Raw genomic sequence first — 24,244 nt, forward strand, 5'->3', positions numbered from 1 at the left:
GCCGGCCGTTACGGCAGCAGGCCGTAGTCGCCGCGGGAGCTGTGACTGGGCAGCAGCGACACAATCAGAGCGGCAACTATCGCGGCTGTTCCGGAAACAGTGAGCGTCCGGATTCGGTACGCCCGGGGGGACGGTTCCGGGAAATCATGCTGATCCGCTGGGGGTGGGCTCGACGGTCACGCTCGGGCCTCCAGAGCTGAGTGGATCATGTTAACGTTCACAGCGATCGATGGCTCTCAGGCTCGCAGAATGTTCCAGGATTTTCAACCGGTAGTTTCGGGCCTGTTACGGGTCAATCGAGCGGCGCGCAGCCCCTGTTGGGCCCCAACACGACGCGCCGCTCGGGACCTGACCCGAGCGGCGCGTCTTCGACCGGCTGAACGTTCCCGAGGCGGGAACGGGAGGAGCCCCTACGCGGGTGGCGGCGCGGTCGACCCCCGGACCCGCAGCGACGGGCTGATGACGATCCGGTGGGTGGGGCGGTCGGGGTCGGCGAGCCGGTCGGCGACGAGGCGTACGGCAGCCCGGCCGATCGAGCGTCGCGGCGGTCGGACCGCGGTCAGCGGCGGGCTGAAGAGCCCGGCGATCTCGTCGTCGTACGCCACGACGGAGAGGTCGCCGGGAACGGACAGGTGCCGCTCCTCGCAGCGCTGCACCAGCGCGATCGCCTCGGCGTCGGCGTGCACCAGCAGTGCCGTCGTCCCGGTCGCCTGGCACCGGTCGAGCACGTCGTCGAGCACCGTGTCCCGTTCCGGTGACCGCGTGTCGGGCACCACGGCCACCACCGTCGCGTCCGAATCGAGGCCGCACTCGGTAGTGGCGTCGAGCCAGCCGCGCCGCACGTGCTGGCTGGTGGGGCTGTTGGCGTCGAGCACCAGGCCGACCTTGCGGTGACCGAGCGAGGTGAGGTGGCGTACGGCCATGGCCGCGCCGAGCGCATGGTCGGTGACCACCGACTCCAGGACGGCGTGATGACTGCCCACCGTGGCGGTGCGTTCCAGCAGGACGACCGGGACGCCGACCTGGTCGAGCCACTCGATGGTGCGCTCGGCGGTCGGCGAGTCCATGCTCGGCGCGATGATCAGCGCGTCCACGTCCATCCGCTCCACCAGGCGGGCCAGTTGCGGCTGGTCGTCCTCGGTGTCGTACGAGGAGCCGCGCAGCACCACACGCATGTCCAGCTCGCGGGCGGCACCCTCGACGCCGCGCGCAACGTCCGGCCAGTAGTAGTCCAATGAGGGCACCAGCATGCCGAGCGCGCGCCCGACGAGCGGGTTGCGGGCTGCGGCGGGCGGCTCGTCGGCTGCCGGGACGTCGTCCGGCAGGATCAGGGCGACCCCACCGTGGACCCGGCGAACCAACCCTTCGGCGGCGAGTTCCGCGATGTCGCGCCGGATGGTGACCGGCGCGGCGCCCAGCACGTGCGACAGGTCGGAGATGCGCATCGAGCCGTCGCGTTGCAGCGCTGCCAACAGTTGCTTGCGGCGGGCGACCTGAAGCGGCGCGCGGGAAGCCTCCGCCGTGGCGACGACAGGACTGTCCTTGGTCATGGGGGACCTCCGAGGAACGCGACGGTCGTGACCCGCCGTCGACCCGAACGGCTGTGATCGATTGTGATCGTATCAGAGCGGTTATGGCGTCCAGGGCGCTGACGGATCGGTGTGCGGGCGTCGAAGCGATCCCCGACCGAAGGATCCAGGCGACATTTGTCCACTTTGGTGGCGGATATTGGTAGCTCCGGCCAGGGCCCACCCCGGTGACGGTGTGTGTCTTTTTGATCGTATGTGTTCGTCTGGTTTGAGAACAGCATTGACTTGATCTGATGTGAGCGTTTTACTTCGGAAACCCTACGGATGCCGGGGCGTCACATTCCTGGCAACGCCCTCGCTCGCCACATTCCACGGAGACGGATCGATGCGACAGGATCTGGGATGACGTCCGGGACGGCCGGCCGGTCAACGCCGGGGTCGGAGGCCGCGACCTGGAGCCGGGACGACTGGCTGGGCCTGGCAGACCGGATGCTCGCCGCGGTCCGGCCGTTCGCGTCGTCCGGCCACGCCCTCGTCAACCTTCCCGGGCCGGAGGGCGGTTACGGGCGGGCCGTTGACGGCCTCGAGGGTTTCGCCCGCACCTTCCTCCTGGCTGGCTTCCGCATCGCGGGGGCCAGGGGAGTGGGCATGGACGAGCTCGTCGACAGGTACGCGGCCGGCATCGCCGCCGGCACCGATCCGAGCTCCCCGGACCGCTGGGTGCGCCTGGACGAGCACCCCCAGGCGAAGGTGGAAGCCGCCTCCATCGCGCTGGTCCTGGACCTGACCCGCCCGTGGATCTGGGACCGGATGCCGTCCAGGGTGCATGAGCGGGTGGTCGACTACCTGCGCCCGGCGGTCGGCGACGACACGTATCCACAGATCAACTGGGTCTGGTTCCGGCTGGTCGTACAGACGTTCCTGCGTTCGGTGGGTGGGCCGCACTCGCTCGACGAGATGGCCGCGGACCTGAGCACGCACGACGGCTTCGCCCGCCGGGACGGCTGGATGTCCGACGGGCCACACCGCGCGTACGACCACTATGTGGGCTGGGCCCTGCACCTGTATCCGACGCTGTGGGCCCGGATGGCCGGCGCCGCGGACCTGGCCGAGCAGCGTCGCGATCGGGACCTGGCCAGCCTTGACCGCTTCCTGAGCGACGCGGTCGCGCTCGTGGGCGCCGACGGGTCGCCGCTGATCCAGGGGCGAAGCCTGATCTACCGCTTCGCCGCAGCGGCGCCGTTCTGGGTCGGCGCGATCGCCGGCGTGCCCTCGGTCAGCCTCGGCCAGTTGCGCGGCGCGGCCACCCGCATCGTGCGCCATTTCGTCGCCAACGGGGCCCCGGACGAACGAGGGTTGCTCACCACCGGCTGGCACCGGTCGTGGCCGCGACTGGCGCAGTCGTACTCGGGACCGGGCTCGCCGTACTGGGCCAGCAAGGGCCTGCTCGGCATCGCGCTACCCGCCGAACATCCGGTGTGGACGGCTCCCGAGGAGCCGCTGCCCGTCGAGGAGCGGGACACGGTGCGGGCGGTGCGCGCGCCAGGCTGGTTGGTCTCCGGCACCCGTGCCGACGGCATCGTCCGTGTCGTCAACCACGGCACCGACCACGCCGTAGAGGGCGCCACTGTCGGAGACTCCCCGCTCTACGCGCGACTGGGCTACTCCACCGCCACCAGCCCCGTCCTCGACGACAGCGGCTGGGCCAGCCCACTCGACCAGTCCGTCACTCTCGTCGACGGCGCGGGCCGGGCCACCCACCGCGCCGGAATGCGCCTGCTGACCGTGCACGTCGACACGGACGGCGTGGGCGTGGCCGGGTCACGTGGCCTCGCCCACTGGGTCGACCCGGACCCGGGCCAACGCGATCATGGCGGCGGCCGGGCGGGCCGGTCCCGACCGGCCGGGCACCTCACCGTGTACTCGGTGGTCCGTGGGCCCTGGGAACTGCGTCTGACCCGCGTCGACGACCTCGCCGACGGCGTCGAGGCGGATGCGCTGCGGCTACGGATCGGCGGCTGGGCCATTGCCGGGGACGCGACGGCAACCCTTCGCGGCGACGCGGCGGCCGTGACCGGCGCCGGCCTGACCAGTCGGCTCGAGAGCGTGCACGGCGGCGGAACCGCCGGCGCCACCACCCTTGCGCACGGCGGGCCCCTGGCCGGCGGGCTGGTCGTGCCCTGGCTGGAGCACCCCGTCCGGCCGGGCGCCTGGGTCGCGGTACTCCTCGAGTTGTCCGCGGTGCCGGCGTCCCGCGTCGGGCAGGCCTGCCAGGCCGTGATCACCGGCCTCCACCTGGCGGTGGACTGGCCCGACGGGATCAGCACGTCGACCCATCTGGACACGGAGCACCCCAGGCCCGGCCACGCGGCCTGGTTGCAGTGCGGGCCCGACCGGGCCCCTGACCTAAGGAGAAAGGGATGAAGCGTGCGATACCCGCCGTCATCAGCGCTGCGACGGCCCTGACGCTTGTTCTCGCCGGCTGCGGCGGCGGAGACGAGCCGGTCGACCCCAATGCCCCGGTGACCATCACCCTGGCCGGCTGGACCCTGTCGTCCACCCCGGAGTTCAAGACACTCGCCGACGGCTTCAAGGCAACCCACCCGAACGTGACGGTGGAGCTCAAGGAGTACGCCGCAGGCAACGACTACGACACCCAGATGATCACGGACCTGGCCGCCGGCACCGCCCCGGACGTCTACGTCATGAAGACCCTCAAGAACTTCTACACGTACCAGAGCGGTGGTCAGCTGCTCGACGTCTCCGACGTCACCTCCGGTCTCGGCTCGAGCCCGGCGCTCGCGCCGTACCAGGTGGACGGCAAGGCGTACGCGGTGCCGTACCGGCAGGACTCGTGGGTGCTGTTCTACAACAAGGACCTGTTCGCGAAGGCGAAGGTGGCCCCGCCGGACGGCAGCTGGACCTGGGACGACTACACCGACGCGGCGAAGCGACTGCACACCGGGCTGAAGGGGGCCGGCTCGAACGCGACAGGCGCGTACCAGCACACCTTCCAGTCGACAGTGCAGGGATTCGCGCTCGCCCAGACCCCCAACGCGGACCTGCTCTCCGGGGACTTCGGCTACCTGAAGCCGTACTACGAGCGGTCACTGGACCTGCAGGCGGCCGGCGCGCAGCCGACATTCGGCACCGCGAAGACCAACAAACTCACCTACCAGGCGCAGTTCGGCAAGCAGCAGTCGGCGATGCTGCTGATGGGCACCTGGTACGTGGCCACGCTGCTCAACCAGCGCAAGAGCGGAGACGCCGACACGTTCGGGTGGGGGATCGCCCCGGCGCCGCAGTTCGACAAGTCCACCACCGGCACCTCCGCCACTCCTGTCACCTTCGGCGACCCGACCGGCCTGGGGATCAACCCGAAGATCAGCAAGTCGAAGGTCGCCGCGGCCAAGGCCTTCCTCCGGTACGCGGGCGGCCCGGACGCCGCAAAGGCGCTGGCCGGGATCGGCATCACCCCGGCCCAGGTCACCGACGCGGTCACCGCGACGCTGTTCGGGCTGGACGGCGTACCGCAGGACGACCTGTCGAAGTTCGCCTACGCGAAGCACACCGTCAAGCCGGAGAACCCGGTGTCGAAGCACACCGCCGGCCTGCAGAACCTCCTCAACGAGACGCACTCGGCGATTCTCTCCGACGGCAAGGGCGTCGACGCGGAGCTGAGCAAGGCGCAGACCCGTGCCAAGAACGAGGTCCTCAACCAGTGAGCTGATGGCGGGTCCGGCGCGCGCCTTCGCCGCGCGCCGGACCCGCCGCCGAGCCGAACGCTCCCGGAGACTGCCCATGACAACATTGCCGCGCACGCGGCCCAGGCGCCGGCGGCTGGTGTCGCGCAACACGGTCGCCGGTTGGTCGTTCATCCTGCCCAACTTCGTCGGCTTCGCCGTGTTCACCCTGCTACCCGTCGTCGTGCTGTTCTACGTGGCCTTCACCAACTGGAACGTCTTCGGGGTGGCCGAGTGGACCGGCACCGCCAATTTCCGGCGCATGTGGGACGACTCGAGCTTCTGGACCGCTCTGCGCAACACCGTCTACTACACGGTCTTCCACATCCCGCTGACCCTCGCGGCGGCACTCGGGCTGGCGCTGCTGCTCAACCGCAAACTGCGTGGCGTGCGGTTCTTCCGCACGGTCGCCTTCTTTCCGTACATCACCTCGATCGTGGCGATCGCGATCGTCTGGAACCAGCTGTTCAGCCCGGAGTACGGCCCGATCAACGCTCTCCTCGGTGCCGTCGGGGTGGACGATGCCCCGGGCTGGACCACGTCGTCGACCTGGTCGATGCCGTCGGTCATCATCGTCGGCACCTGGCGATACATGGGTTACTACATGCTGCTGTTCCTGGCCGGCCTGCAGACCATCCCGGCCCAGCTCTACGAAGCGGCCGAGACCGACGGCGCCTCAGCGTGGCAGCGGTTCGTGCACGTGACAGTCCCCGGCCTGCGACACACCACGTTCTTCGTCACGGTGCTGCTCACCATCGAGAGTTTCAAGGTCTTCGACCTCATCCTCGTGATGACCGGCGGCGGACCGGGCCAGTCGACGCTGGTGCTCTCGCAGTACATCTACCAGAAGGGCTTCGAGGAGAACCAGTTCGGCTACGCATCGGCGGTCTCCATCGTCCTGTTCGCCATCTGCTTCGGCATCACGGTCATCCAGTTCATGGTCAACAAGCGGAGGAACAGCTGATGACCGCGACCGACCTCTCCCTGCCCACCCCGGCCGTCGCCGCGCCCGGCAACCGCAGCGCACCCGGTCGGCAGGCCCGGTCCCGGGGCTGGCGGCTCGTCGGGTACGCCGCCCTCGTGCTCGCGGCGGCCGGGCTGCTGCTGCCGTTCTACTGGATGGTGGTGGCGTCGTTGAAGACCAACAGCGACGTCTTCACCATCCCGATCACCTGGCTCCCCGATCCGGTGGTGTGGCGGAACTACCTCGACATCTGGCAGCGCTCGGACATGACGACCTGGCTGGGAAACACGTTGCTGCTGTCGGTGCTCGTCAGCTTCCTCCAGGTGGTGACCGGCAGTTTCGCCGCCTACGGCTTCGCCCGGGTCCGCTTCCCCGGCCGCAACGCGCTCTTCCTGGCGTACGTCGGGACGATCGCGGTGCCGTGGCAGTCGTACATGATTCCGCAGTTCATCCTCATGTCGAAGTTGCAGTTGTCGAACACGCTGTGGTCGATCGTCGCGCTGCAGGCGTTCGGCGCGTTCGGCGTGTTCCTGATGAAGCAGTTCTACGAGACGATCCCCGAGGAGCTGAGCGAGTCGGCGCGGGTGGACGGGCTCAGCGAGTTCGGCATCTACCGACGGATCATGCTGCCGCTGTCCCGACCGGCGCTGGCCAGCCTCGCCCTGCTGACGTTCGTGACCACCTGGAACGACTACCTGGGCCCGCTGGTCTACCTGCGCAGTCCGGAGCTGCGCACCATCCAGTTGGGTCTCAACACCTTCATCTCGCAGTACAACGCCGAGTACGCGCTGATCATGACGGGCTCGGTGCTGTCCGTGCTGCCCGTCGCGGTCATCTTCCTGCTCGGCCAGCGCTACTTCATCGAGGGCATCGCCACGACCGGACTGAAGGGTTGAGGCCCATGCGTTCGCGCCACCACACCATCGCCGCCGTCTTCGACGGGTTCTACGTCGCGCTCGTCAGCAACCTGCTGCTGGTGCTCGGTTGCCTGCCACTGGTGACGCTCGCGTTCACCACCGAGGCGGCGCGCTCCTGGCCGCTGTACGCGCTGACCGCCCCGCTCTGCGCGCCCGGGCTCTGTGCGGTCTTCGCGGTCATGTCCGCCTATTCGGCCGGCGACACCGGCGGCGTGCTGCGCACCTACGGCCGCGCCTGGCGAGCCACCGCCCGGCCGGCGATGCTCTGGACGGCGGCAGCCATGGCTGCCCTGGTCGTGCTCGTCGTCGACGCCCGCGCCGCGTGGGGCCACCGGGTCGGGGCACTCGCACTGCCGGTGCTGGCGACCCTGATCGTCCTCACCGTCGCCACCACGTTGCTGGGGTTGGTGACCGTCGCCGAGCGACCCACCGCGCGGTTGCGTGAGGTGGCCCGCGCCTGCGTCTATCTGGCGGTGCGCCGGTGGTACCTCACCGCCGTGTCTCTTTTCGTCCTCGTGCTGCTCGCACAGATCCTGGCGGCCCGCCCCGCGATCGCGCTCGGCCTCGCCGCCGCGCCACTGCTCTACGTCGTGTGGGCCAACAGCCGCTTCACAATGCGCGCCGCCCTCGACCCACCGACGACCGCACCGCAGAGCACCTGAGCACCACGTACCGGCTACCGAGCCGGGACGCCGACAGCACACCTGCCCGGCACCGGCCCGTACCCACGAGGGGGAACAGCATCCATGACGGCGACCGACGTCCGTCCCAGCTCCGACGCAGACGCCATGGCGGCCGCGGTGGCCGCCGCGATACACACCATCGACGCGAACATCGCCACCTTCGGCGACCGGTACCCCGCGGACACCACCGCCGCCAACCGCTACCCGCTGAGGCCGGCGAGCGGTGGCCAGCCCGAGGGCGCCAACATCGGCTGGACCACCAGCTTCTGGCCCGGGATGCTCTGGCTGGCACATGATCTGACCGGTGCGGAGAGCCACCGGCGAGCCGCGCTGTCCCACGTGGACAGCTTCGCGACCCGGATGACCCGCGGCATCGACCTGGACACCCACGACCTCGGGTTCCTCTACACCCTCGCCTGCGTCACCCCGGCCCGCCGTACCGGCGATCCGCGGGCCCGAGGCGCGGCTCTCGCCGCCGCCGACCACCTGATGACGCGCATCCTCGAACCCGCCGGAATCATCCAGGCCTGGGGTGACCTGAGCGACCCCCGGCAACGTGGCCGCACCATCATCGACAGCCTCATGAACACGCCGCTGCTCTTCTGGGCCAGCCACACCACAGGCGACGACCGCTACGCCGCGGCGGCCCGCCGGCACGCTGCCCAGCTACGCCAGCACCTCCTGCGCCCGGACGGCACCACGTTCCACACCTTCTACTGGGATCCCGAGAGTGGGGCGCCGCTACGGGGCGAAACCGAGCAGGGCCACGCCGACCACTCCTGCTGGGCCCGCGGGCAGGCATGGGGCATCTACGGGTTCAGTCTCAACCATCGGCACACGGGCGACCCCGCGCTGCTCGCCGCCGCGAGGATCTGCGCGGACCGCTTCCTCGCCCGCCTGCCGAACGATCACGTCGCGTACTGGGACCTGGAATTCGGCGACGGCAGCGGTCAGGAGCGGGACAGTTCGGCCGCGGCCATCGCCGCCTGCGGCCTGGTCGAACTCGCCGACAGCCTCACCGACACGGCCAGCGCCGACCGGTACCGGACGGCAGCGGCCGAGATCCTGCGCTCGCTCATCAGCCACTACTCCACCGGCGGTCATCCGGTCTCGAACGCGCTGATCCTGCACGGCGTCTACGACAAGCCCAAGGGCATCGGGGTGGACGAGGGAACCCTGTGGGGCGACTACTTCTACCTGGAAGCCCTCACCCGCGCCACGGTCCCCGGCTGGACCAGCCCCTGGTGACCACCGCGATCGTCCCGCACCGTCCGCATCCTGAAGAAAGGTGATCATGGACTACCGCTACCACTGCGCCATTCCCGCCGCCGACGGCCGGAACACGCTGCCCTTCAATCCCTGCCGGCTGCTGGACTTCACCCTGCTGCGGTTGTCGGCCGGCGAGTCCTGGACCGGCGAGTCCGGCGGCCGGGAGATCCTGGCCGTCATCCTCGGTGGCACGGCCAGCTTCACCGTCGCCGGCCGCCGCTTCCCGCAGGTCGGTCGACGCCCGGACGTCTTCTCCGGCAAGCCGCACTCGGTCTACATCCCGGCCGGCTCCGCCGTGACCGTCGAGGCGGTCACCGCCGTGGAGATAGCCCTCCCCAGCGCACCCAGCGAGCTGGCCACCGACCCCTATGTCATCTCGCCGGACCAGGTCGTCAGCGGGCGCTGGGGAGCTGCCAACTTCGGCCGTACCTACCACCAGATCCTCACCGAGGTCTCGCAACCGGACCTGCCCGCCCGCCGGCTCATCGTCGGCGAGACCTACACGCCCTCGGGTAACTGGAGCACGTACCCGCCGCACCGGCACAAGGTCGACGACCTGCCCGCCGAGGCCGCGCACGAGGAGATGTACTACTACCGCGTCAACCCGGCGGACGGGTTCGGCATCAGCCGGGTCTACACCGACGAGGGGTACGAGGAGAACGTCACCATCCGCGAGCACGTGATGCAGATGATGCCCGAGGGATACCACACAGTGGTCAGCGCGCCCGGCTACACCACGTACTTCCTGTGGTTCCTGGCCGGCACTCAGCGCACCCAGGGCGCCCGCGAGGACGCCGCGCTCGCCTGGGTGGGTCAGACCGTGCCGACCCTGCGCAGTGTGGGCCTGTAGCGATGGCCACCCCGCTCGGCCATCCGCACCGCCTGACGGCGACACGCCGCCCGGGACCTGACCCGAGCGGCGCGTCGTCGACAGCCTCAGCGGTACTAGGTGCGCGTTGTCCACTGCTGGTTGGCGCCGCCGTGGCAGGCCCAGAGGTGCAGCTGCGTCCCGTTGGCGGTGCCGGAGCTGACGGCGTCGAGGCAGAGCCCCGACTGGACTCCGGTGATGGTGCCGTTGGCGTTCAGGTTCCACTGCTGGTTGGGCTGGCCGTTGCAGTCCCAGATGATGACCGCGGTGCCGTTGCTGCTTCCCGCCCCGCTGGCGTCGAGGCACTTGTTGCCGTAGACGGTCAGGGTGCGGCTCGCCGTATGGGTCCAGCGCTGGTTGGTGCGACCGTGACAGTCCCACAGCTGTGCGCGGGTCCCGTTGGTGGTGCTCGAGTTGGGGATGTCGATGCAGCGGCCGGACTGGCTGCCCACGATCAGCACGTCCTGCTGGCCGGACGGCGGGGGAGTGCTGGGCGGGGGAGTGCTGGGCGGAGGGCTGGTGGGCGGCACCGTCGAGCCGAACTGGGTGAAGAACCGCCACACCTCCTGCTTGACCCAGCTGCGTGCGCCGCTCTCACAGCCGGCACAGCCGTCCACCGGACCCTGCTGGTGGCCGCCGTCGAACGCGGCCCAGACCACCGGATAGCCGGCCTGACACGAGTACGCGGTGGTGATGTGGGTCAGACTGCCCGCCCTCGGTTCCGGCGGGTTCTGCGCGGCGCAGCCGTTGTTGCGGACGAACCTGTCGCGCAGCGCCCGTCCGTTGGGGATGTTGTCGTTGATGCCGTGAATCCCCAGGTACGCCACCGGCTGGGTGCCGCCGCTGCAGCCGCTGATCGCCCCGGGCGCCGCGATCGCCGCGACCGCGCGGAACACGGTGGGCCGGGAGCACGCCAACGAGTAGCTCATCGCGCCGCCGTAGCTGAATCCCACCGAGAAGAGTTGCGTCGTGTCGACACAGAGAGCGTTCTCGATGACGCGGACCATGTCGTCGGTGAAGGTCACGTCCTCGCCGTTGGAGTTGCCCCAGCCGTTGTTGAGGCCCTGCGGGGCAACGAAGATCGTGGTGTTGTTCGACTGGGAGAGCATGCCGTAGTAGGCCCACGGAGCCCCGTCGGTGCCGCCCGACGCGACCTGATCGGCGGTGCCACCGAGCCAGTGGAACCCGAAGGCCAGTCGGTGGGCGTAGGTGTTGTTGTAGCTGTCGGGCAGCCGAAGGATGAAGCTGCGGTTCTTTCCGCTGCTCTGGATCGTGTGGGTGCCGCTGTTCAGTCCGGGCGCCTTGCCGCAGCCGGCGGTGGTGGCGGCGGTCGCCGGCCCGCCAGCCATGACGACGTACGCCCCGACCGCGACGAGAACCAGAACAGCCAGCGCGGCCCCTATCCAGGGGCTGGAGAGTCTGCGAAGTGGCACGGTTGCGCCTCCTTGTGGTGGACGAAGATCCATTGGTGGTGTTGGCGTGGGCCGTCACCGGCCGGCGAGGAAGCCGCGAGGCGGTCCTTCGTAGACCGTCCAGGGTGGTGCCGACGCCGCGACAGCCGGTTCTGGTCGCCGGGGCGACGGCTGGCGATGAGCCACGCGACACATAGACTAGCATAATGGTGTGACGTATGACGTTCGTGATTGTGGCAGCGCGCGCCCGCGGAGTGGATTCAGCCTCCGGGGTGCTCCGTCCGGCCAGGTCGAACGAGCATCTTCGATGCCTTGACACCCCAGATGCGATCGCTAACACTTGTCCGCAACACGTACTTAATGATCTGGACACATGGCGTCTGCCTCGTCGGCGACACCGGCACGGCACGTCACGAACCGCTCCCCACCGCGCCACCCTGGGACGCGTCCCCTCGGAGCTGTTAACGCTCACATGTAGGTCGATCGCCCGCCCCTCCGCGAAGGAGAAGGACCCATGTCGAGAGTCCTCGCCCGGCTCTACGCGGTGTCGCTCGCCGCGTGCCTGCTCTTCACCACCTGGTCGGTGACGACGCCGAAGGAAGCCCTCGCGCTCGACCCGGCCGTCGGTTACCTGATGGCGCACTTCACCGGCGAGTCCTCGACCGGTCAACAGATCTACCTCGCCCACAGCACCGACGGCCTACGCTGGACGGACCTCAACAACGGCGGGCTGGTGCTGCGATCCACCGTCGGCACCCGCGGCGTCCGCGACCCCGCCCTGGTTCGCTCGCCCGCCGGTGACCGCTACTGGATCATCGCCACGGACCTGTGCATCGGCTGCGGCCAGGACTGGTCGACCGCGGTCAACAACGGCAGCCGCAACCTCGTCGTGTGGGAGTCCACCGATCTGGTCACCTGGTCCGCGCCGTGGCTGCTGAACGTCGCCGGCCCCATCCCGGACGGACGCAACGCCTGGGCTCCGGAGGCGATCTGGAACCCGGCCACCGGCGACTACGTCCTCTACTGGGCGACGAACGTCCCGCTCAACGGGGTGACCAAGCACCGCATCTACTACGCGCGTACGGCCGACTTCCGCAGCATCACCACGCCGCAGGTCTACCTCAGCCGGCCCGGCAGCCAGGAGATCATCGACACCCAGATCGTCGAGGTGCCGGCCGGCGTCGGCGCCTACCGCTACGTCCGCGCCTCCCGTGACGGCCAGATCACCCTCGAAGGCAGCAACTCCATCCTCGGCACCTGGACCACGCTCGGGAACCTCTCGGGCATCGGCCTGACGGGCTCCCAGGTCGAAGGCCCGATGTGGATGCGGTTCAACTCCCGCAACGAGTGGGTCCTCTACCTCGACCAGTACGCCAGCGGGCGCGGCTACCTGCCCGTCCTGACCACCAATCCGTCGAGCCCGGCCAGCTTCCGGCTGCCGGCGTCCGGCTCGTACGACCTGGGCGGCACCAAGAAGCGGCACGGATCGATCCTCAACCTGACCGCCGCCGAGCAGAACCGCGTGCTCGCCCGCTGGCCCACCACGGCGGTCAACCGGATCCAGTCGTACAACTTCCAGGACCGCTTCGTGCGGCACTACGACTACGACGTCCGCATCGACCCGAACGTCAGCCCGGCCCCGGACGGCCAGTGGCGCCTGGTGCCCGGCCTGGCCGGCTCCGGCACCGTCTCCATCCAGTCGGTCAACTATCCGGGCTACTACCTGCGCCACTACGGGTTCGACTTCCGGCTGGAAGCCAACGACGGCACCGCCACCTTCGCCGCCGACAGCACCTTCCGGCAGGTCGCCGGTGTCGCCGACTCGTCGTGGACGTCCTTCCAGGCATACAGCCACCCGGACCGCTACATCCGGCACTACAACTACCTGCTCCGGCTCGACCCGCTCTCCGACGCGCAGAGCCGTGCCGACGCCACCTTCCGCATCACCAACTGAACACCGATGTCTCCCCACCACCGATTGGACCTGCCATGAAACGGAAAAGGCCGTCACACGGGCCTGTCAGCACCCGGTCCCTGCACCGCCTCCTGGTCGCGCTGGTGAGCGCGATGACCGCGTTGGCTGGCGTCGTCGTCGTCACGTCCTCGCCGGCGACCGCCGCCACCAGCCAGTTCCGCGGAATGAACTGGGCCGTGCTGGGTGACAACTTCAGCACCGGTCCGCTCGTCGTGCAGGGCCTCAGCTCGTCCGACAGCAACGCGACGGTGCGGGCCAAGGCCAACGCCCTCTACGACACCATGGCCTCCACCATGGGGGTCAACACCGTGCGGCTGCCCATCAACACCCACACGGTGGGGACGGCGTGGTGGGAGGCGTACCGCGGTGCCATCGACGCCGCGACCGCCCGCGGATTCAAAGTCATCCTCGCCTACTGGGAGGACGGCGCGGCCTCCGGCGGCAGGATCACGAACCTCGCCGCGTGGAACGCGATGTGGTCCACGGTGACCAACACGTACGGCTCGAACCCCAACGTCTACTTCGAACCGATGAACGAGCCGCACGGCTACAGCTCGGCCGAGTGGCGCACCGTCGCCGCGAACTGGCTGAGCTACCACTACTCCGCGGTGCCCGGCCGGGTGCTCATCGGTGGCACCGGCTTCAGCCAGGACCTGCGCGACATCTGCAACGACAGCCGCTTCAACTCGACCCTGCTGTCCTTTCACTACTACGCGTTCTTCTACGGCGCGATGACGTACGACGCCTTCCGCAGCCACATCCAGACCCGCCTGGGCAATTGCGCCTCCCGCGCGGTCGCCACCGAGTTCGGCGCTCCCATGAACGACGGCCGCAACTACGCCGACGCGGGCAGCACCGACAACTTCGTGCGCTACATCCGCGCGATGGCCCAGGTCATGCGCGACAACCAGATGGGCGGCACGTACTGGCCCGCCCTCGGCGGCAAGCCGGGCACCATCGGATACGACTGGTACTCGATGTTCGCCCTCGGTGGCAGCGGCACCAACCTCACCCTGACCATCCGCAACACCTCCGGCGCCGACCGGATCCGGTACGCGTGGGGCGACACCATCGGCGGCGGCGACCCGACGACGCCTCCGCCCACGACGGGAACGTTCTACCGGCTCACCGTGCGGCACAGCGGCAAAGCCATGGACGTCCAGCAGCCGAACACCGACAACGGCGCGCGGGTCGGCCAGTACACGTACGGCGGCAACGCGTGGCAGCAGTGGCAGTTCCAGGACGCCGGCAGTGGCTACTGGCGCATCATCAGCCGACACAGCGGAAAGTGCCTCGATGTGGTGAGCGCGTCGACCGCCGACGGCGCCGAACTCGTCCAGTACACCTGTGGCACCGGCACCAACCAGCAGTTCCAGATGGTCGCCAACGGCAGCTACTTCCAACTCCGTGCCCGTCACAGCGGCAAGTGTGTGGACGTACCGGCCGCGTCGACCGCCGACGGGGTGGTCCTCAAGCAGTATTCGTGCAACACCGGCGCCAACCAGCAGTGGTCGCGCACGGCCGTCTGACAATCGTTGCGCCGGACTACCGACCCACGGTGGCCCGCACCCCCGGTACCGAGCTGACCGGTGCCGGGGGTGCGCCGCACCGACGCCACCCCCGTGGGCGTCGCAACGGATGAGCCCTCGCGATCCGCGCGTCAGACGGCCCTGAGGTCGGCCGCGCCGAAGGAGACGGCGAACCGTTTGCACCAGATGGAGACGCTCCGGAAGTCGCGTGGGTCGACCGATGCCGGAATCTCGTACACCTGGTTGCCCTGATTGCCCTTGAGCCTGGCCAGTTCGACCCATTCGCCGTCATCGAACACCCGCCACCCGGCCCTGCCGAGGGTGACCGGTTGGTCGGTCAGCCACACGCGCAGGTCCGGCCCGCTCGACGTGTTCAGGTCCCGCAGGACGAGCTGGTGGCGCCCGTCGGCGAGCCGGTGGATCTCGGCGCTGCCGGTCGTGCGGTGCTCGTGGGTGACGAACTCGCCGACGGTCAGGATCTCGTTGCCCGCAGGTGTCGCCGTCGGTGCCACGGGAGCCGCGGACGCGGGGATGGGCGTCGGCGTGGTCGATGTCGTCAGCGCGGGGGGAACCGCCTCGTCGACGTACGTGTCGGTGAACACCTTCCACGGTTGGAACCAGTAGAGGGCCAGAGCCGTCACGAGGACAGCGGAGGCGAGAGCGGTCCAGGCCACGCGCGACCGGAAGATCCTTTTTCCCACACCGGCAGCGTACGACCGCCGCAGCCGTCGAACTGGTCGCGAACCCTTTCGGATCTCTTACGACGCTCCGGGTCGCCCGCTCCCGCCCACGTCAGCGGCAGCGCCGGCGCTCGGCCGAGTTTGGCGCTCAGCGTGTCCGCGTACGACCCGTCAGCCCTGGGTTCCGCTGGCCGTCGGCGTGGACAGCGCGGGCCGGGGCATTCGGGCGAGAGCGTCGTCGCGGCTGTCGAAGATCGGGAAGACCCCGTCAAGGCGCATCGTGTGCAGGACGGTGCGGATGAACCGCGACGGCGCGGCGAGGCAGAGGGTGACACCCCGCTCGCGGGCGTCGAGGTGTGCCCGCACCAGCAGACCGAGGCCGGTGGAGTCGATGACGTGTACCCGGCTGAGGTCGACGACCACGGGACCGTCCGCGTCGACCGCGTCGCGTAGTGCGGCGCGCAGCGCTTCGCCCGTATCGAGGTCGATGTCACCGGTGGTCGTGACGACTGTCGCGTCGTCGAGGTGGTCGATGCCGAGAACCTCGCCGGAACCGTGGCCCTCGCCCCACGAGTGCCCGGGACGGGCGGGCGGAAGCAGGCTGCAGTGAGGGCAGCGGTGCGGGCCGGTGGCGAACGGGGAACCGCTCCAGCCGTGCTCCGACACGAGCGTCCACACCACCTCCGCGTCGGGGAGCACGCACGCGGCGGCCGTGATGCTGTCACCGCAGGTGTCGCAGATCAGTGTCATCAGGTGGTCGTCCGGGACGACTGTCATGCTGCTGGTCCTTCCTGTGCCCGGGATGTCTGGCCGGCGGTGGTGGGAACGAAATCTCAGGACCGCGACGAGCCCGAGTGGTCGACGCGGGCTCTGCCGACAGCGACAAGCGTCGGCTCCGCGGGCCCCGACTCGTCCTGCGGCGTCGGGCCGCCGCGCGGTGCCGGCGACGTTCCGGTGACGATCGGCAGGACCTGGTCCAGACGGGCAAGGTGCAGAATGCGTTGGATCCGGTGGTTCGGGTTGCGTACGACGAGGACCCCGTCCATGCGGGTCAGCCGTCGGTGCACGTCGAGCAGCAGGCCGATGGCGGCGGCATCGATGTAGCGGCACCCGGCCAGATCGACCACGACCCGCCGGGGGCGCAGCGCGAGCAGCTCGTCCAACGCGGCTCCGGTCTCCGCCAGGCAGGCCAGGTCGAGCTGCTTGATGGACACCTCCACCAACGGCAGCGCGTACGACCTCGGTTGCAGTGGGCCGGTCACGGTCGTACCCCTCTCGTCGTGGTCCTGGTCGCCTGTACCGTGCCGGGCGGGCTTGGCGGTTCCCGCGCGGATCTATGACAGTTGCGTGACAAATCAGCAGGCCACCGGCCGCGATTGGCCGCGGTGCCGGTGCCCTGGGGATGATGCCGGTCATGACGGCCGTACTGGTGATCGAGGACGACGACCGGATCCGCTTGGCGCTGCTGCTCGCACTCGAGGACGAGGGCTACGACGCGGTGGGCGCGGCCACCGCCGAGGAGGGTCTGCGCGCGCAGCGCCGCGACCCCGCCGACTACGTGCTGGTCGACCTGATGCTGCCCGGACTCGACGGTTTCGAGTGCATCGGGCAGCTCCGCCGCGACGACGACGTACCCATCGTGGTGATCAGCGCCCGCGACGATACCCACGACATCGTCGCCGCCCTCGAAGCCGGCGCCGACGACTACCTCGTCAAGCCGGTGGCGATCAAGGAACTGACGGCGCGACTGCGCGCCCTGCGCCGCCGCGCTCGCACCGGCTTCGGGGAATCGGCATCGGACCGGGTGCCCGTGCTGGCCTTCGGCGAGCTGGAGATCAGTCCCGATGCGGGCGAGGTAAGCCGTGGCGGCCAGCCCGTCGCCGTGACCCGCACCGAGTTCCGGCTGTTGTGCGAGTTGGCCGAACACGCCGGCCGGGTGTTGTCGCGCCAGCAGTTGCTGCAGCGGGTCTGGGGGTACGACATCGGTGATGAGCGACTGGTCGACGTGCACGTCGGCCGGTTGCGGCAGAAGATCGAGCCGGACCCGACGAACCCGCGGCATCTGGTCACCCTGCGGGGTCTGGGCTACAAGTTGCAGCGATGAGGCGCCTCGGACTGCGGACCAGGGTCACCGCCGCGTTCGCCGTCGGGGCGCTCCTGCTCGCCGCCTCAATGGCCCTGGTCTCCTACGAGCTGACTCGTCGTTCCCTGATCGGTGAGCGGGAACGCACGGCCCTGCGCGCCGCGTACTTCGATGCGACAGTGGTTCGTGCCGGGATCGACACCGACACTCCCGACGTCGTGGCGGTGCTGCGGTCGCTGGACACCGGGGGCGGTCGCCGTCCGGTGCTGCACCTCAACGGCGAGTGGTACGCCCGCACCGCCGACCCTGGCCCCACCACCGCCATTCCCGTCGACCTGCGACGTACCGTGGCGTCCGGGCAACCGGCGGTGCAGCGGGTGCGGGTGGACGGCCAGCCCGTCCTGGTGGTCGGCGTCCCCCTGTCCGCCACAGCAACGTACTTCGAGGTCAACTCGCTGCGCGAGTTGGAGCAGACGGTCCAGGTCCTGGCGCTCGCCCTGACCACGGTGGCCATCATGATCGCCGGTTCTGGCGCCGCGCTGGGCTGGTACGCCACCCGGCACGGACTGCGCCCGCTGACGGCGGTCGCCGACGCGGCGGAGAAAATCGCCGCTGGTGACTTCACGGCCCGGCTGGACCCGGCCACCGACCCCGACCTGACCCGGTTGTCCTCCTCGTTCAACCAGATGGTCGACCGGCTCGCCCACCGCATCGAGCGCGACCGCCGTTTCGCCGCCGACGTCAGTCACGAACTGCGCTCGCCGCTGCAGACCCTCGCCGCCGCGGCCAGCGTCCTGGCTCGCCGTCGGGAACAGCAGGACGAGCGGACGGCGATCGCGGCGGGGCTGGTCGCCGACGAGATAGACCGTTTCCAGCGGCTCGTCAACGACCTGATCGACCTGGCCCGTAGCGACCGGCCAGCCCACCGCGCCCCCGTGGACGTGGTGGCGCTGGCCCGGGACGCCTGCCACACTCTCGACCTGCCCGCGTCGGTCGTTCGCCTCGCACCCGAGGTGCCCGCGACGTGGCGGGTCGAGCGGCGACGCGTCACGCAGGTGCTGGCGAACCTGTTGGACAACGCCGTGACCTACGGGGGTGGCCCGACGTCCGTCCTGCTCGATCGCGACGGCAGCGCGGGCGTCATCGAGGTCGAGGATGACGGCCCGGGCGTCCCCGTCGAGGACCGAGAAGCGATCTTCGATCGCTTCGTCCGCGGGCGAGCTGCCCACACCCGGGGTGCCGGCGACGGTACCGGCCTCGGTCTGGCGCTGGTCGTCCAGCACGCCGCCGCGCACGGCGGACACGTCGCTGTCACCGACCGTCCCGGCGGGGGTGCCCGCTTTCGCGTCACGCTGCCGGAGAGCCTGACGTGAGGCGCCGTCACCTGCTCGCCGTAGGGCTTGTCGCGTTACTGGCCGGCTGTGGCATCCCCACCGACGAGGCGCCTCGCGCGGTGCCACCGCCACGCGGGCCGTTTCCGACCTCCGCTCCCGCCGAGACCGCGCCGGTCGGCCCGGCCACCGAGACACTCTGCCTGGTCCGCGACAACCGGATCGTCCCGGTGCTCCGGCGCGTCGAGCGCTCACGCGGCATCGAGGACCAGCTGCGGCATCTGCTGTCGGGGCCCACCGGGGCCGAACGCGACGCCGACCTCACCAGCGCGCTGCCGGGAGCGGTCAATGCCGCCGGTGTGACAGTGACCGGCACCCAGGCCCGGGTCGCGGTCGACGAACCCGCTGACGACGCCGGCCGTAGCGACGAGGTCCTTGCCTTCGGACAGATCGTCTGCACCCTCACCAGCCGCGACGACGTCACCTCAGTGACGTTCCTTCGCGACGGCAGGCCGCTGGGAGTGCCCCGCGCCGACGGATCGCTGTCCGAGCAGCCGCTCACCCGCACCGACTATGCTCCGCTGATCACCCCACGGTGAGCCGTCGCACACCCTGCGCATCGCCCGCCTGTCACCACGCCCGATGCTGACCGCCCAGGCTGATAGGTTGATCTCAGGTGTGCCGGGAAGCCTGGTCGGCGTTGCGATGACGGCTGACCAGAACCGGAGAAGCGCCGAATGAGCATCCTGGCCTGGATCGCGGTGGCCGTGTTCGTCGCCGCGTACGTCCTGATCGCCACCGAGAAGATCAACCGGGTGACGGTGGCCCTGGGCGGCGCATCGATCATGTTGGCGATCGGGGCGACCGATGCCGAGCACGCGTTCTTCTCCGAAGAGGCGGGCATCGACTGGAACGTCATCTTCCTGCTGCTGGGAATGATGCTGATCGTCGGTGTGCTGAAACGCACCGGCCTGTTCGAGTACCTGGCGATCTGGAGCGCGAAGAAGGCCCGGGGCCGTCCGTTCCCGATCATGGTGATCCTGGTCGTGGTGACCGCCGTGGTGTCGGCGGCGCTGGACAACGTCACCACAGTGCTGCTGGTGGCCCCGGTGACGCTGCTGGTCTGCGAGCGGCTCGGCGTGCCGCCGATCCCGTTTCTGATCGCCGAGGTCATGGCGTCCAACATCGGCGGTGCCGCCACCCTGGTCGGCGACCCGCCGAACATCATCATCGCCAGCCGGTCGGGGCTGAGTTTCACCGACTTCCTGAACGTCATGGCCCCGCTGGTGCTGATCGTGCTCGTCGTGTTCATCGGCCTGTGCCGGATCATGTTCCGCACGGCGTTCCGCTACGACGCCGAGCGCGCGGCCCGGGTGATGGCGCTGCGGGAGGCGGACGCGATTCGCGACCGCCGCCTGGTGGTGATCAGCCTGGTGGTGCTCGGCACGGTGCTGCTCGCGTTCAGCCTGCACACGGTGCTGCACCTGGAGCCGTCGGTGGTGGCCATACTCGGTGGCCTGCTGTTGCTGGCGTTGTCGCGGCTGGACACGGACGACGTGGTCAAGGACGTCGAGTGGCCGACGCTGGTGTTCTTCGCCGGCCTGTTCATCATGGTCGGAGCCCTGGTCGCCACCGGGGTGATCGACAGCATCGCCCGGTCGGCGACCGAGGCCGTCGGGGGCAAACTGTGGCCGGCCACCATGTTGATGCTGTGGGCGTCGGCGGGGCTGTCGGCGATCGTGGACAACATCCCGTACGTGGCGACGTTGAGCCCGATCGTGAGCGAGCTGGTGAACGCCGAAGGTGGGCTCGACAAGGCTCAGGTGCTGTGGTGGGCGCTCGCCATCGGGGCTGACTTCGGCGGCAACGCCACTGCCGTCGGCGCGTCGGCGAACGTGGTGGTGCTCGGCATCGCCGAACGAGCCGGGCACAAGATCACGTTCTGGGGATTCACCAAGTACGGTCTGATCGTCACAGTCATCTCGGTGGCGATCGCGGTGCCGTACCTGTGGTTGCGATTCTTCTGACGCTCAGGTGCCGAGCATCCGGTCGAGCAGCCCGTCCAGGGTGATCGCGCCGGTCATCACCCGGTCGCGGTCGACGACCGCGACCAGCGGCACATTCGATCGGGCCATCACCGAGGCGACCTCAAGCAGGGTGGCGTCGGCGCCGACGGCCGGCAGGTCCGGGCGGTTGCGGGGCAGCAGGTCCGCGACGGTGCGGTCGCCGATGCCCTCCAGGATCACGTCGGCAGCGGCCTCGTCGATCACCCGGGCCAACGTCGGATCGTCCTGGCAGTAGGACGGCAGCGCCATTCGCAGCACCTGCGTGCCGGCCAGCACCGTCGACGGACGGCCCTTGGTGTCCACCACGATCAGACCGGGCAGGTCCTGCGCCGCCAGGATCCGCGCGGCCTCGCGGGCCGGCATGTCCTCGGTGACGGTCTCCATCGGGATGGCCACATCGCTCGCGCGCATGCACCGACGATACGCCCGGACGCCGCGTCGCCCGCGCTGATGCGCCCTGGCAGCGCGTGGGGCGGCGGGCCTATTGCTGGTAGACGTCGGGAACGTCGTCACGGTCACTGTCGACCTGCTCGGCCTCGTAGATCTGCCGGTACACGCGATTGCGGGCCCGCAGGATGATCGTGGCGAGCGCGGCGGCGATCACGGAGCCCGCCAGCACGGCGATCTTGACCCGGCCGTTGGCGTCGGTGCCGATGCCGAAGGCGAGTTCGCCGATCAGCAGCGAGACGGTGAACCCGATGCCGGCCAGCACGGCCAGGCCGGCCACGTCGATCCAGGCCAGCCCCGAGTCCAGTCGGGCCCGGGTGAACCGGGCGACGAGCCAGGTTGCCAGCAGGATGCCGATCGGCTTGCCGACGACCAGACCGAGCATGATGCCCACGGCGATCGGGTCCATGAATGCCTGCGTCAGGCCGTCGAGCCCGCCGACGGCCACCCCGGCGGACATCAGCGCGAACACCGGCACCGCGACGCCTGCGGAGATCGGCCGGAACCGGTGCTCGAAGTGCTCGGCCAGGCCGGGCCCGGGGCCGGCCCCCGTGGAGCGCAGCACCGGCACGGCGAAGGCGAGCAGCACCCCGGCGACGGTGGCGTGCACGCCGGAGGCGTGCACCAGCGCCCAGGTGGCGAACGCCAGCGGCAGGAGCAGCCACCAGGAGCGCACCCGACGCTGCACCAGCAGAGCGAACAGGCCCAGCGGCACCACTGCGGCCAGCAGCGGCAGCAGAGACAGATGGGCGGTGTAGAAGACCGCGATGATGACGATCGCCAGCAGGTCGTCCACCACCGCCAGGGTCAGCAGGAAGGTGCGCAGCGCGCTCGGCAGATGCCTGCCGATCACCGCCAGCACGGCGAGGGCGAACGCGATGTCGGTGGCGGTCGGAACCGCCCACCCCTTCACCGCGCCGCCCCAGTTCACCGCCGCGTACAGCAGGGCCGGCACGAGTACGCCGCCGACCGCGGCGGCGACCGGGACCGCGGCCCGGCGGGGATCACGCAGGTCGCCGGCGACGAACTCGCGCTTGAGTTCGAGACCGGCGACGAAGAAGAAGATCGCCAGCAGCCCGTCGGCCGCCCACATCGCCAGCGACAGGTCGAGGTGCAGCGCGTGCGGCCCGACGGTGAACGCCGTCATCGCCTCATAGCGGTGCGCCCAGGGTGAGTTCGCCCAGATCAGCGCCACGACGGCACCGATCAGCAGCAGCGCGCCGCCAATCGTCTCCTTGCGCAGCACGTCGGCGATGCGCCGGGCCTCAGCCCAGGAACCACGGCCGAAGACACGAGGGGGTGACTGGGGGTTCGACAGCACAAGCGGGCCAACTTTCGAAAGACGGGTCGGAACCATTTGCCGACCAGACTTCCCGGCGCACCGGGACCCATCCTACCGGGGCCTTTCGGCCACCGGCCCGGCAGCCGTCGGCCGCTCGATCTCGTTTCAACCGACCGGGTCCGTGGGTACGCTCCCACCGGCTGATCATCCGATCGACGGAGACCCTCGTGATCATGGCTCTGCTGCTTGACCTCGCCAACATCGTTGGCGGTTTCCTGCTCGCCGTCCCTGTGCTGCGGCTGTTGCCACGCGTCGGTGACGACCTGGGTCGCCTCGCTGGTCGGGCGGCCCCGATCGCGTGGGTGGTCGGCCTCGTGGCGCTCGTGACCGGCGGCTACTACCTCATCGTCCACCTGGTGTCCGGTCCTCGGGTGTTCCACTTCGAGGTGGTGGGGATCGGTGTGGGGCTCGCCTTGTTGTGGGGCCGGCTGACCGGCCGGCCGGCGTCCCGCGAGGAGCGGTCGGACGGCGCGACAGGGGTCCGCCTGTTGCTCGCGATCTTCGGTCTCATCGCGATCGTCGTCGGCATTCAGGGGCTCTTCACGCCGGATGGCTGATCACGCCCGCACGCCCGGCCCGCCGGTACGGCGTTCGCGCACGGGCGGGGAGTGTCACCCCGGCGGTCACCGTCGGTCCCCCCAACTCATCGATTCCAGGAGAGTCTCATGTCGGCCCAGGCATTTCTCTACATCATCGCGGTCATCCTGATCGTGCTCGCCGCACTGCCGCTGCCCACTCGGGGTGTCTCGTTCGCGCTGCTGGGCGCCGCCTGCGCCCTGCTCGCCTACGCCTGGCCGGTGATCACCGGCTGATCCGTCGTCGGTGTGGTCGGTGGCCGGCAACCAGCGCCCGACAGCGTTGCCGGCACCCGGCCACTCCACGTCGCCGGGTCGGCCATGGACTCGGCGATGGACGCGACCGACGCCAACGGCGTCCCTGGGACGCGTGCGGTCAGGCGGTGGTGGACGCTCGGGGTGCCCCGGCGCAGGCGATGAGCAGCGCCGCGGCCGGCAGGAACGCGCCGCCGACGCCCAGCCCGAGCAGCAGCCCCCACCCGACGATGATCAGCGCGGCCGTCAGGTCGACGACCAGGCTCGGCCGGCCGATCCACTGTGCCAGGACCGGCAGCGACGCGGCGACGACAGGCACCCCGAGCAGATAGCCGGCCGCGCCCCCGGAGTCGTCGACGGTGAAGGGGGTCAGCACTGCGGCGACCAGCACGGTGATGGCCAGGGCCGACCAGCGCAGGACCCGTCGAGAGTCGTCCGGTCTGCGGACGACGACCACCACACCGACGAGCAGGACCGCCGCGATCGCACCGATGGTCGCCGCACCGATCATCATGTTCTCCTCGACCGCCGCAGGTGGTGTCTCATCGAAGACCGCGGATCGTCGTCTCTGCGTGC

Annotated in this window: 23 protein-coding genes; 15 read left to right on the forward strand and 8 right to left on the reverse strand. The window is 69.8% G+C overall.

Features of this window, described 5'->3' with window-relative positions:
* Nucleotides 1-410 precede the first annotated feature (410 nt).
* Nucleotides 411-1,550 (reverse strand): substrate-binding domain-containing protein, encoded by a 1,140-nt coding sequence (locus tag B0E54_RS00750; protein ID WP_234581069.1) that lies wholly within the window; start codon nucleotides 1,548-1,550, stop codon nucleotides 411-413.
* A gap of 381 nt (nucleotides 1,551-1,931) precedes the next feature.
* On the opposite strand from B0E54_RS00750, the gene B0E54_RS00755 reads away from it, so the two are divergent.
* From B0E54_RS00755 to iolB, 7 genes are all read left to right on the forward strand, one after another.
* The gene (locus tag B0E54_RS00755) at nucleotides 1,932-3,953 is read left to right on the forward strand and encodes a DUF2264 domain-containing protein (protein ID WP_234581071.1); all 2,022 of its coding nucleotides are present in this window, start codon (nucleotides 1,932-1,934) and stop codon (nucleotides 3,951-3,953) included.
* The gene (locus tag B0E54_RS00760; protein ID WP_234581072.1) at nucleotides 3,950-5,254 is read left to right on the forward strand and encodes an ABC transporter substrate-binding protein; all 1,305 of its coding nucleotides are present in this window, start codon (nucleotides 3,950-3,952) and stop codon (nucleotides 5,252-5,254) included. Before B0E54_RS00755 ends, B0E54_RS00760 begins: the two co-directional genes overlap by 4 nt.
* Nucleotides 5,255-5,330: 76 nt before the next feature.
* Nucleotides 5,331-6,236 carry a carbohydrate ABC transporter permease gene (locus B0E54_RS00765; protein ID WP_234581073.1) on the forward strand — a complete coding sequence of 302 codons (906 nt, stop codon included), beginning with the start codon at nucleotides 5,331-5,333 and terminating at the stop codon, nucleotides 6,234-6,236.
* Nucleotides 6,236-7,132 (forward strand): carbohydrate ABC transporter permease, encoded by an 897-nt coding sequence (locus tag B0E54_RS00770; protein WP_234581075.1) that lies wholly within the window; start codon nucleotides 6,236-6,238, stop codon nucleotides 7,130-7,132. Before B0E54_RS00765 ends, B0E54_RS00770 begins: the two co-directional genes overlap by 1 nt.
* 5 nt (nucleotides 7,133-7,137) lie before the next feature.
* On the forward strand, nucleotides 7,138-7,815 hold the full coding sequence (locus tag B0E54_RS00775; protein ID WP_234581076.1) for a hypothetical protein: 678 nt from the start codon (nucleotides 7,138-7,140) through the stop codon (nucleotides 7,813-7,815).
* Between the two features lie 84 nt (nucleotides 7,816-7,899).
* The gene (locus B0E54_RS00780) at nucleotides 7,900-9,084 is read left to right on the forward strand and encodes a glycoside hydrolase family 88 protein (RefSeq protein ID WP_234581078.1); all 1,185 of its coding nucleotides are present in this window, start codon (nucleotides 7,900-7,902) and stop codon (nucleotides 9,082-9,084) included.
* A 46-nt stretch (nucleotides 9,085-9,130) separates the two neighbouring features.
* Nucleotides 9,131-9,955 (forward strand): 5-deoxy-glucuronate isomerase, encoded by an 825-nt coding sequence (gene iolB / locus B0E54_RS00785; protein WP_234581256.1) that lies wholly within the window; start codon nucleotides 9,131-9,133, stop codon nucleotides 9,953-9,955.
* Between the two features lie 95 nt (nucleotides 9,956-10,050).
* Here the strand turns inward: iolB and B0E54_RS00790 are convergent, their stop codons facing one another.
* A complete protein-coding gene (locus B0E54_RS00790; RefSeq protein WP_234581079.1) occupies nucleotides 10,051-11,406 on the reverse strand; it encodes a ricin-type beta-trefoil lectin domain protein in 1,356 nt (451 codons plus the stop codon).
* A gap of 493 nt (nucleotides 11,407-11,899) precedes the next feature.
* On the opposite strand from B0E54_RS00790, the gene B0E54_RS00795 reads away from it, so the two are divergent.
* A complete protein-coding gene (locus tag B0E54_RS00795) occupies nucleotides 11,900-13,339 on the forward strand; it encodes a glycoside hydrolase family 43 protein (RefSeq protein WP_234581081.1) in 1,440 nt (479 codons plus the stop codon).
* A gap of 113 nt (nucleotides 13,340-13,452) precedes the next feature.
* On the forward strand, nucleotides 13,453-14,889 hold the full coding sequence (locus B0E54_RS00800; protein ID WP_234581082.1) for an RICIN domain-containing protein: 1,437 nt from the start codon (nucleotides 13,453-13,455) through the stop codon (nucleotides 14,887-14,889).
* Nucleotides 14,890-15,020: 131 nt separating this feature from the next.
* Here the strand turns inward: B0E54_RS00800 and B0E54_RS00805 are convergent, their stop codons facing one another.
* The 3 genes from B0E54_RS00805 to B0E54_RS00815 form a co-directional block, all read right to left on the reverse strand.
* Nucleotides 15,021-15,590, reverse strand: a complete 570-nt coding sequence (locus B0E54_RS00805) for a DM13 domain-containing protein (RefSeq protein WP_374109227.1) — start codon at nucleotides 15,588-15,590, stop codon at nucleotides 15,021-15,023.
* Between the two features lie 150 nt (nucleotides 15,591-15,740).
* Entirely contained in the window at nucleotides 15,741-16,346 is a 606-nt protein-coding gene (locus tag B0E54_RS00810; RefSeq protein ID WP_234581083.1) for an STAS domain-containing protein, read from the reverse strand.
* Nucleotides 16,347-16,402: 56 nt separating this feature from the next.
* Nucleotides 16,403-16,831: an STAS domain-containing protein gene (locus B0E54_RS00815; RefSeq protein WP_234581084.1), complete on the reverse strand. Its 429-nt coding sequence runs from the start codon at nucleotides 16,829-16,831 to the stop codon at nucleotides 16,403-16,405.
* A 152-nt stretch (nucleotides 16,832-16,983) separates the two neighbouring features.
* Here B0E54_RS00815 and B0E54_RS00820 point away from each other — a divergent pair, with 152 nt between their 5' ends.
* The 4 genes from B0E54_RS00820 (at nucleotide 16,984) to B0E54_RS00835 (ending at nucleotide 21,010) form a co-directional block, all read left to right on the forward strand.
* Nucleotides 16,984-17,673 (forward strand): response regulator transcription factor, encoded by a 690-nt coding sequence (locus B0E54_RS00820; protein WP_234581085.1) that lies wholly within the window; start codon nucleotides 16,984-16,986, stop codon nucleotides 17,671-17,673.
* Nucleotides 17,670-19,025: a cell wall metabolism sensor histidine kinase WalK gene (locus tag B0E54_RS00825; protein ID WP_234581086.1), complete on the forward strand. Its 1,356-nt coding sequence runs from the start codon at nucleotides 17,670-17,672 to the stop codon at nucleotides 19,023-19,025. Before B0E54_RS00820 ends, B0E54_RS00825 begins: the two co-directional genes overlap by 4 nt.
* Nucleotides 19,022-19,582: a GerMN domain-containing protein gene (locus B0E54_RS00830; protein WP_234581090.1), complete on the forward strand. Its 561-nt coding sequence runs from the start codon at nucleotides 19,022-19,024 to the stop codon at nucleotides 19,580-19,582. Before B0E54_RS00825 ends, B0E54_RS00830 begins: the two co-directional genes overlap by 4 nt.
* A gap of 138 nt (nucleotides 19,583-19,720) precedes the next feature.
* Complete coding sequence (locus B0E54_RS00835) at nucleotides 19,721-21,010, forward strand: SLC13 family permease (RefSeq protein WP_234581091.1); 1,290 nt, start codon at nucleotides 19,721-19,723, stop codon at nucleotides 21,008-21,010.
* Between the two features lie 3 nt (nucleotides 21,011-21,013).
* Here the strand turns inward: B0E54_RS00835 and B0E54_RS00840 are convergent, their stop codons facing one another.
* A complete protein-coding gene (locus tag B0E54_RS00840) occupies nucleotides 21,014-21,460 on the reverse strand; it encodes a CBS domain-containing protein (RefSeq protein ID WP_234581093.1) in 447 nt (148 codons plus the stop codon).
* A gap of 70 nt (nucleotides 21,461-21,530) precedes the next feature.
* On the reverse strand, nucleotides 21,531-22,814 hold the full coding sequence (nhaA, locus tag B0E54_RS00845) for a Na+/H+ antiporter NhaA (RefSeq protein ID WP_374109229.1): 1,284 nt from the start codon (nucleotides 22,812-22,814) through the stop codon (nucleotides 21,531-21,533).
* Between the two features lie 197 nt (nucleotides 22,815-23,011).
* Here nhaA and B0E54_RS00850 point away from each other — a divergent pair, with 197 nt between their 5' ends.
* Nucleotides 23,012-23,395, forward strand: coding sequence for a hypothetical protein (locus B0E54_RS00850; protein WP_234581096.1), 384 nt, complete (start codon nucleotides 23,012-23,014; stop codon nucleotides 23,393-23,395).
* A gap of 108 nt (nucleotides 23,396-23,503) precedes the next feature.
* Nucleotides 23,504-23,650, forward strand: a complete 147-nt coding sequence (locus B0E54_RS00855; RefSeq protein WP_234581098.1) for a hypothetical protein — start codon at nucleotides 23,504-23,506, stop codon at nucleotides 23,648-23,650.
* Nucleotides 23,651-23,789: 139 nt separating this feature from the next.
* On the opposite strand, the gene B0E54_RS00860 is transcribed toward B0E54_RS00855, so the two are convergent.
* Complete coding sequence (locus B0E54_RS00860) at nucleotides 23,790-24,179, reverse strand: hypothetical protein (RefSeq protein ID WP_234581100.1); 390 nt, start codon at nucleotides 24,177-24,179, stop codon at nucleotides 23,790-23,792.
* Nucleotides 24,180-24,244: the final 65 nt, after the last annotated feature.

Source organism: Micromonospora sp. MH99, from assembly GCF_021442385.1.
Lineage (GTDB): Bacteria > Actinomycetota > Actinomycetes > Mycobacteriales > Micromonosporaceae > Micromonospora.

Excerpts from the sequence above, each read along its gene's own strand:
- B0E54_RS00800 (WP_234581082.1), top strand. The coding sequence starts at position 13,453 with ATGACCGCGTTGGCTGGCGTCGTCGTCGTCACGTCCTCGCCGGCGACC.
- B0E54_RS00850 (WP_234581096.1), top strand. The coding sequence starts at position 23,012 with ATGGCTCTGCTGCTTGACCTCGCCAACATCGTTGGCGGTTTCCTGCTC.
- B0E54_RS00770 (WP_234581075.1), top strand. The coding sequence starts at position 6,236 with ATGACCGCGACCGACCTCTCCCTGCCCACCCCGGCCGTCGCCGCGCCC.
- B0E54_RS00855 (WP_234581098.1), top strand. The coding sequence starts at position 23,504 with ATGTCGGCCCAGGCATTTCTCTACATCATCGCGGTCATCCTGATCGTG.
- B0E54_RS00780 (WP_234581078.1), top strand. The coding sequence starts at position 7,900 with ATGACGGCGACCGACGTCCGTCCCAGCTCCGACGCAGACGCCATGGCG.
- B0E54_RS00750 (WP_234581069.1), bottom strand. The coding sequence starts at position 1,550 with ATGACCAAGGACAGTCCTGTCGTCGCCACGGCGGAGGCTTCCCGCGCG.
- B0E54_RS00860 (WP_234581100.1), bottom strand. The coding sequence starts at position 24,179 with ATGATCGGTGCGGCGACCATCGGTGCGATCGCGGCGGTCCTGCTCGTC.
- B0E54_RS00840 (WP_234581093.1), bottom strand. The coding sequence starts at position 21,460 with ATGCGCGCGAGCGATGTGGCCATCCCGATGGAGACCGTCACCGAGGAC.
- B0E54_RS00835 (WP_234581091.1), top strand. The coding sequence starts at position 19,721 with ATGAGCATCCTGGCCTGGATCGCGGTGGCCGTGTTCGTCGCCGCGTAC.
- B0E54_RS00765 (WP_234581073.1), top strand. The coding sequence starts at position 5,331 with ATGACAACATTGCCGCGCACGCGGCCCAGGCGCCGGCGGCTGGTGTCG.
- B0E54_RS00810 (WP_234581083.1), bottom strand. The coding sequence starts at position 16,346 with ATGACAGTCGTCCCGGACGACCACCTGATGACACTGATCTGCGACACC.
- B0E54_RS00755 (WP_234581071.1), top strand. The coding sequence starts at position 1,932 with ATGACGTCCGGGACGGCCGGCCGGTCAACGCCGGGGTCGGAGGCCGCG.
- iolB (WP_234581256.1), top strand. The coding sequence starts at position 9,131 with ATGGACTACCGCTACCACTGCGCCATTCCCGCCGCCGACGGCCGGAAC.
- B0E54_RS00820 (WP_234581085.1), top strand. The coding sequence starts at position 16,984 with ATGACGGCCGTACTGGTGATCGAGGACGACGACCGGATCCGCTTGGCG.
- B0E54_RS00795 (WP_234581081.1), top strand. The coding sequence starts at position 11,900 with ATGTCGAGAGTCCTCGCCCGGCTCTACGCGGTGTCGCTCGCCGCGTGC.
- B0E54_RS00760 (WP_234581072.1), top strand. The coding sequence starts at position 3,950 with ATGAAGCGTGCGATACCCGCCGTCATCAGCGCTGCGACGGCCCTGACG.
- B0E54_RS00775 (WP_234581076.1), top strand. The coding sequence starts at position 7,138 with ATGCGTTCGCGCCACCACACCATCGCCGCCGTCTTCGACGGGTTCTAC.
- B0E54_RS00825 (WP_234581086.1), top strand. The coding sequence starts at position 17,670 with ATGAGGCGCCTCGGACTGCGGACCAGGGTCACCGCCGCGTTCGCCGTC.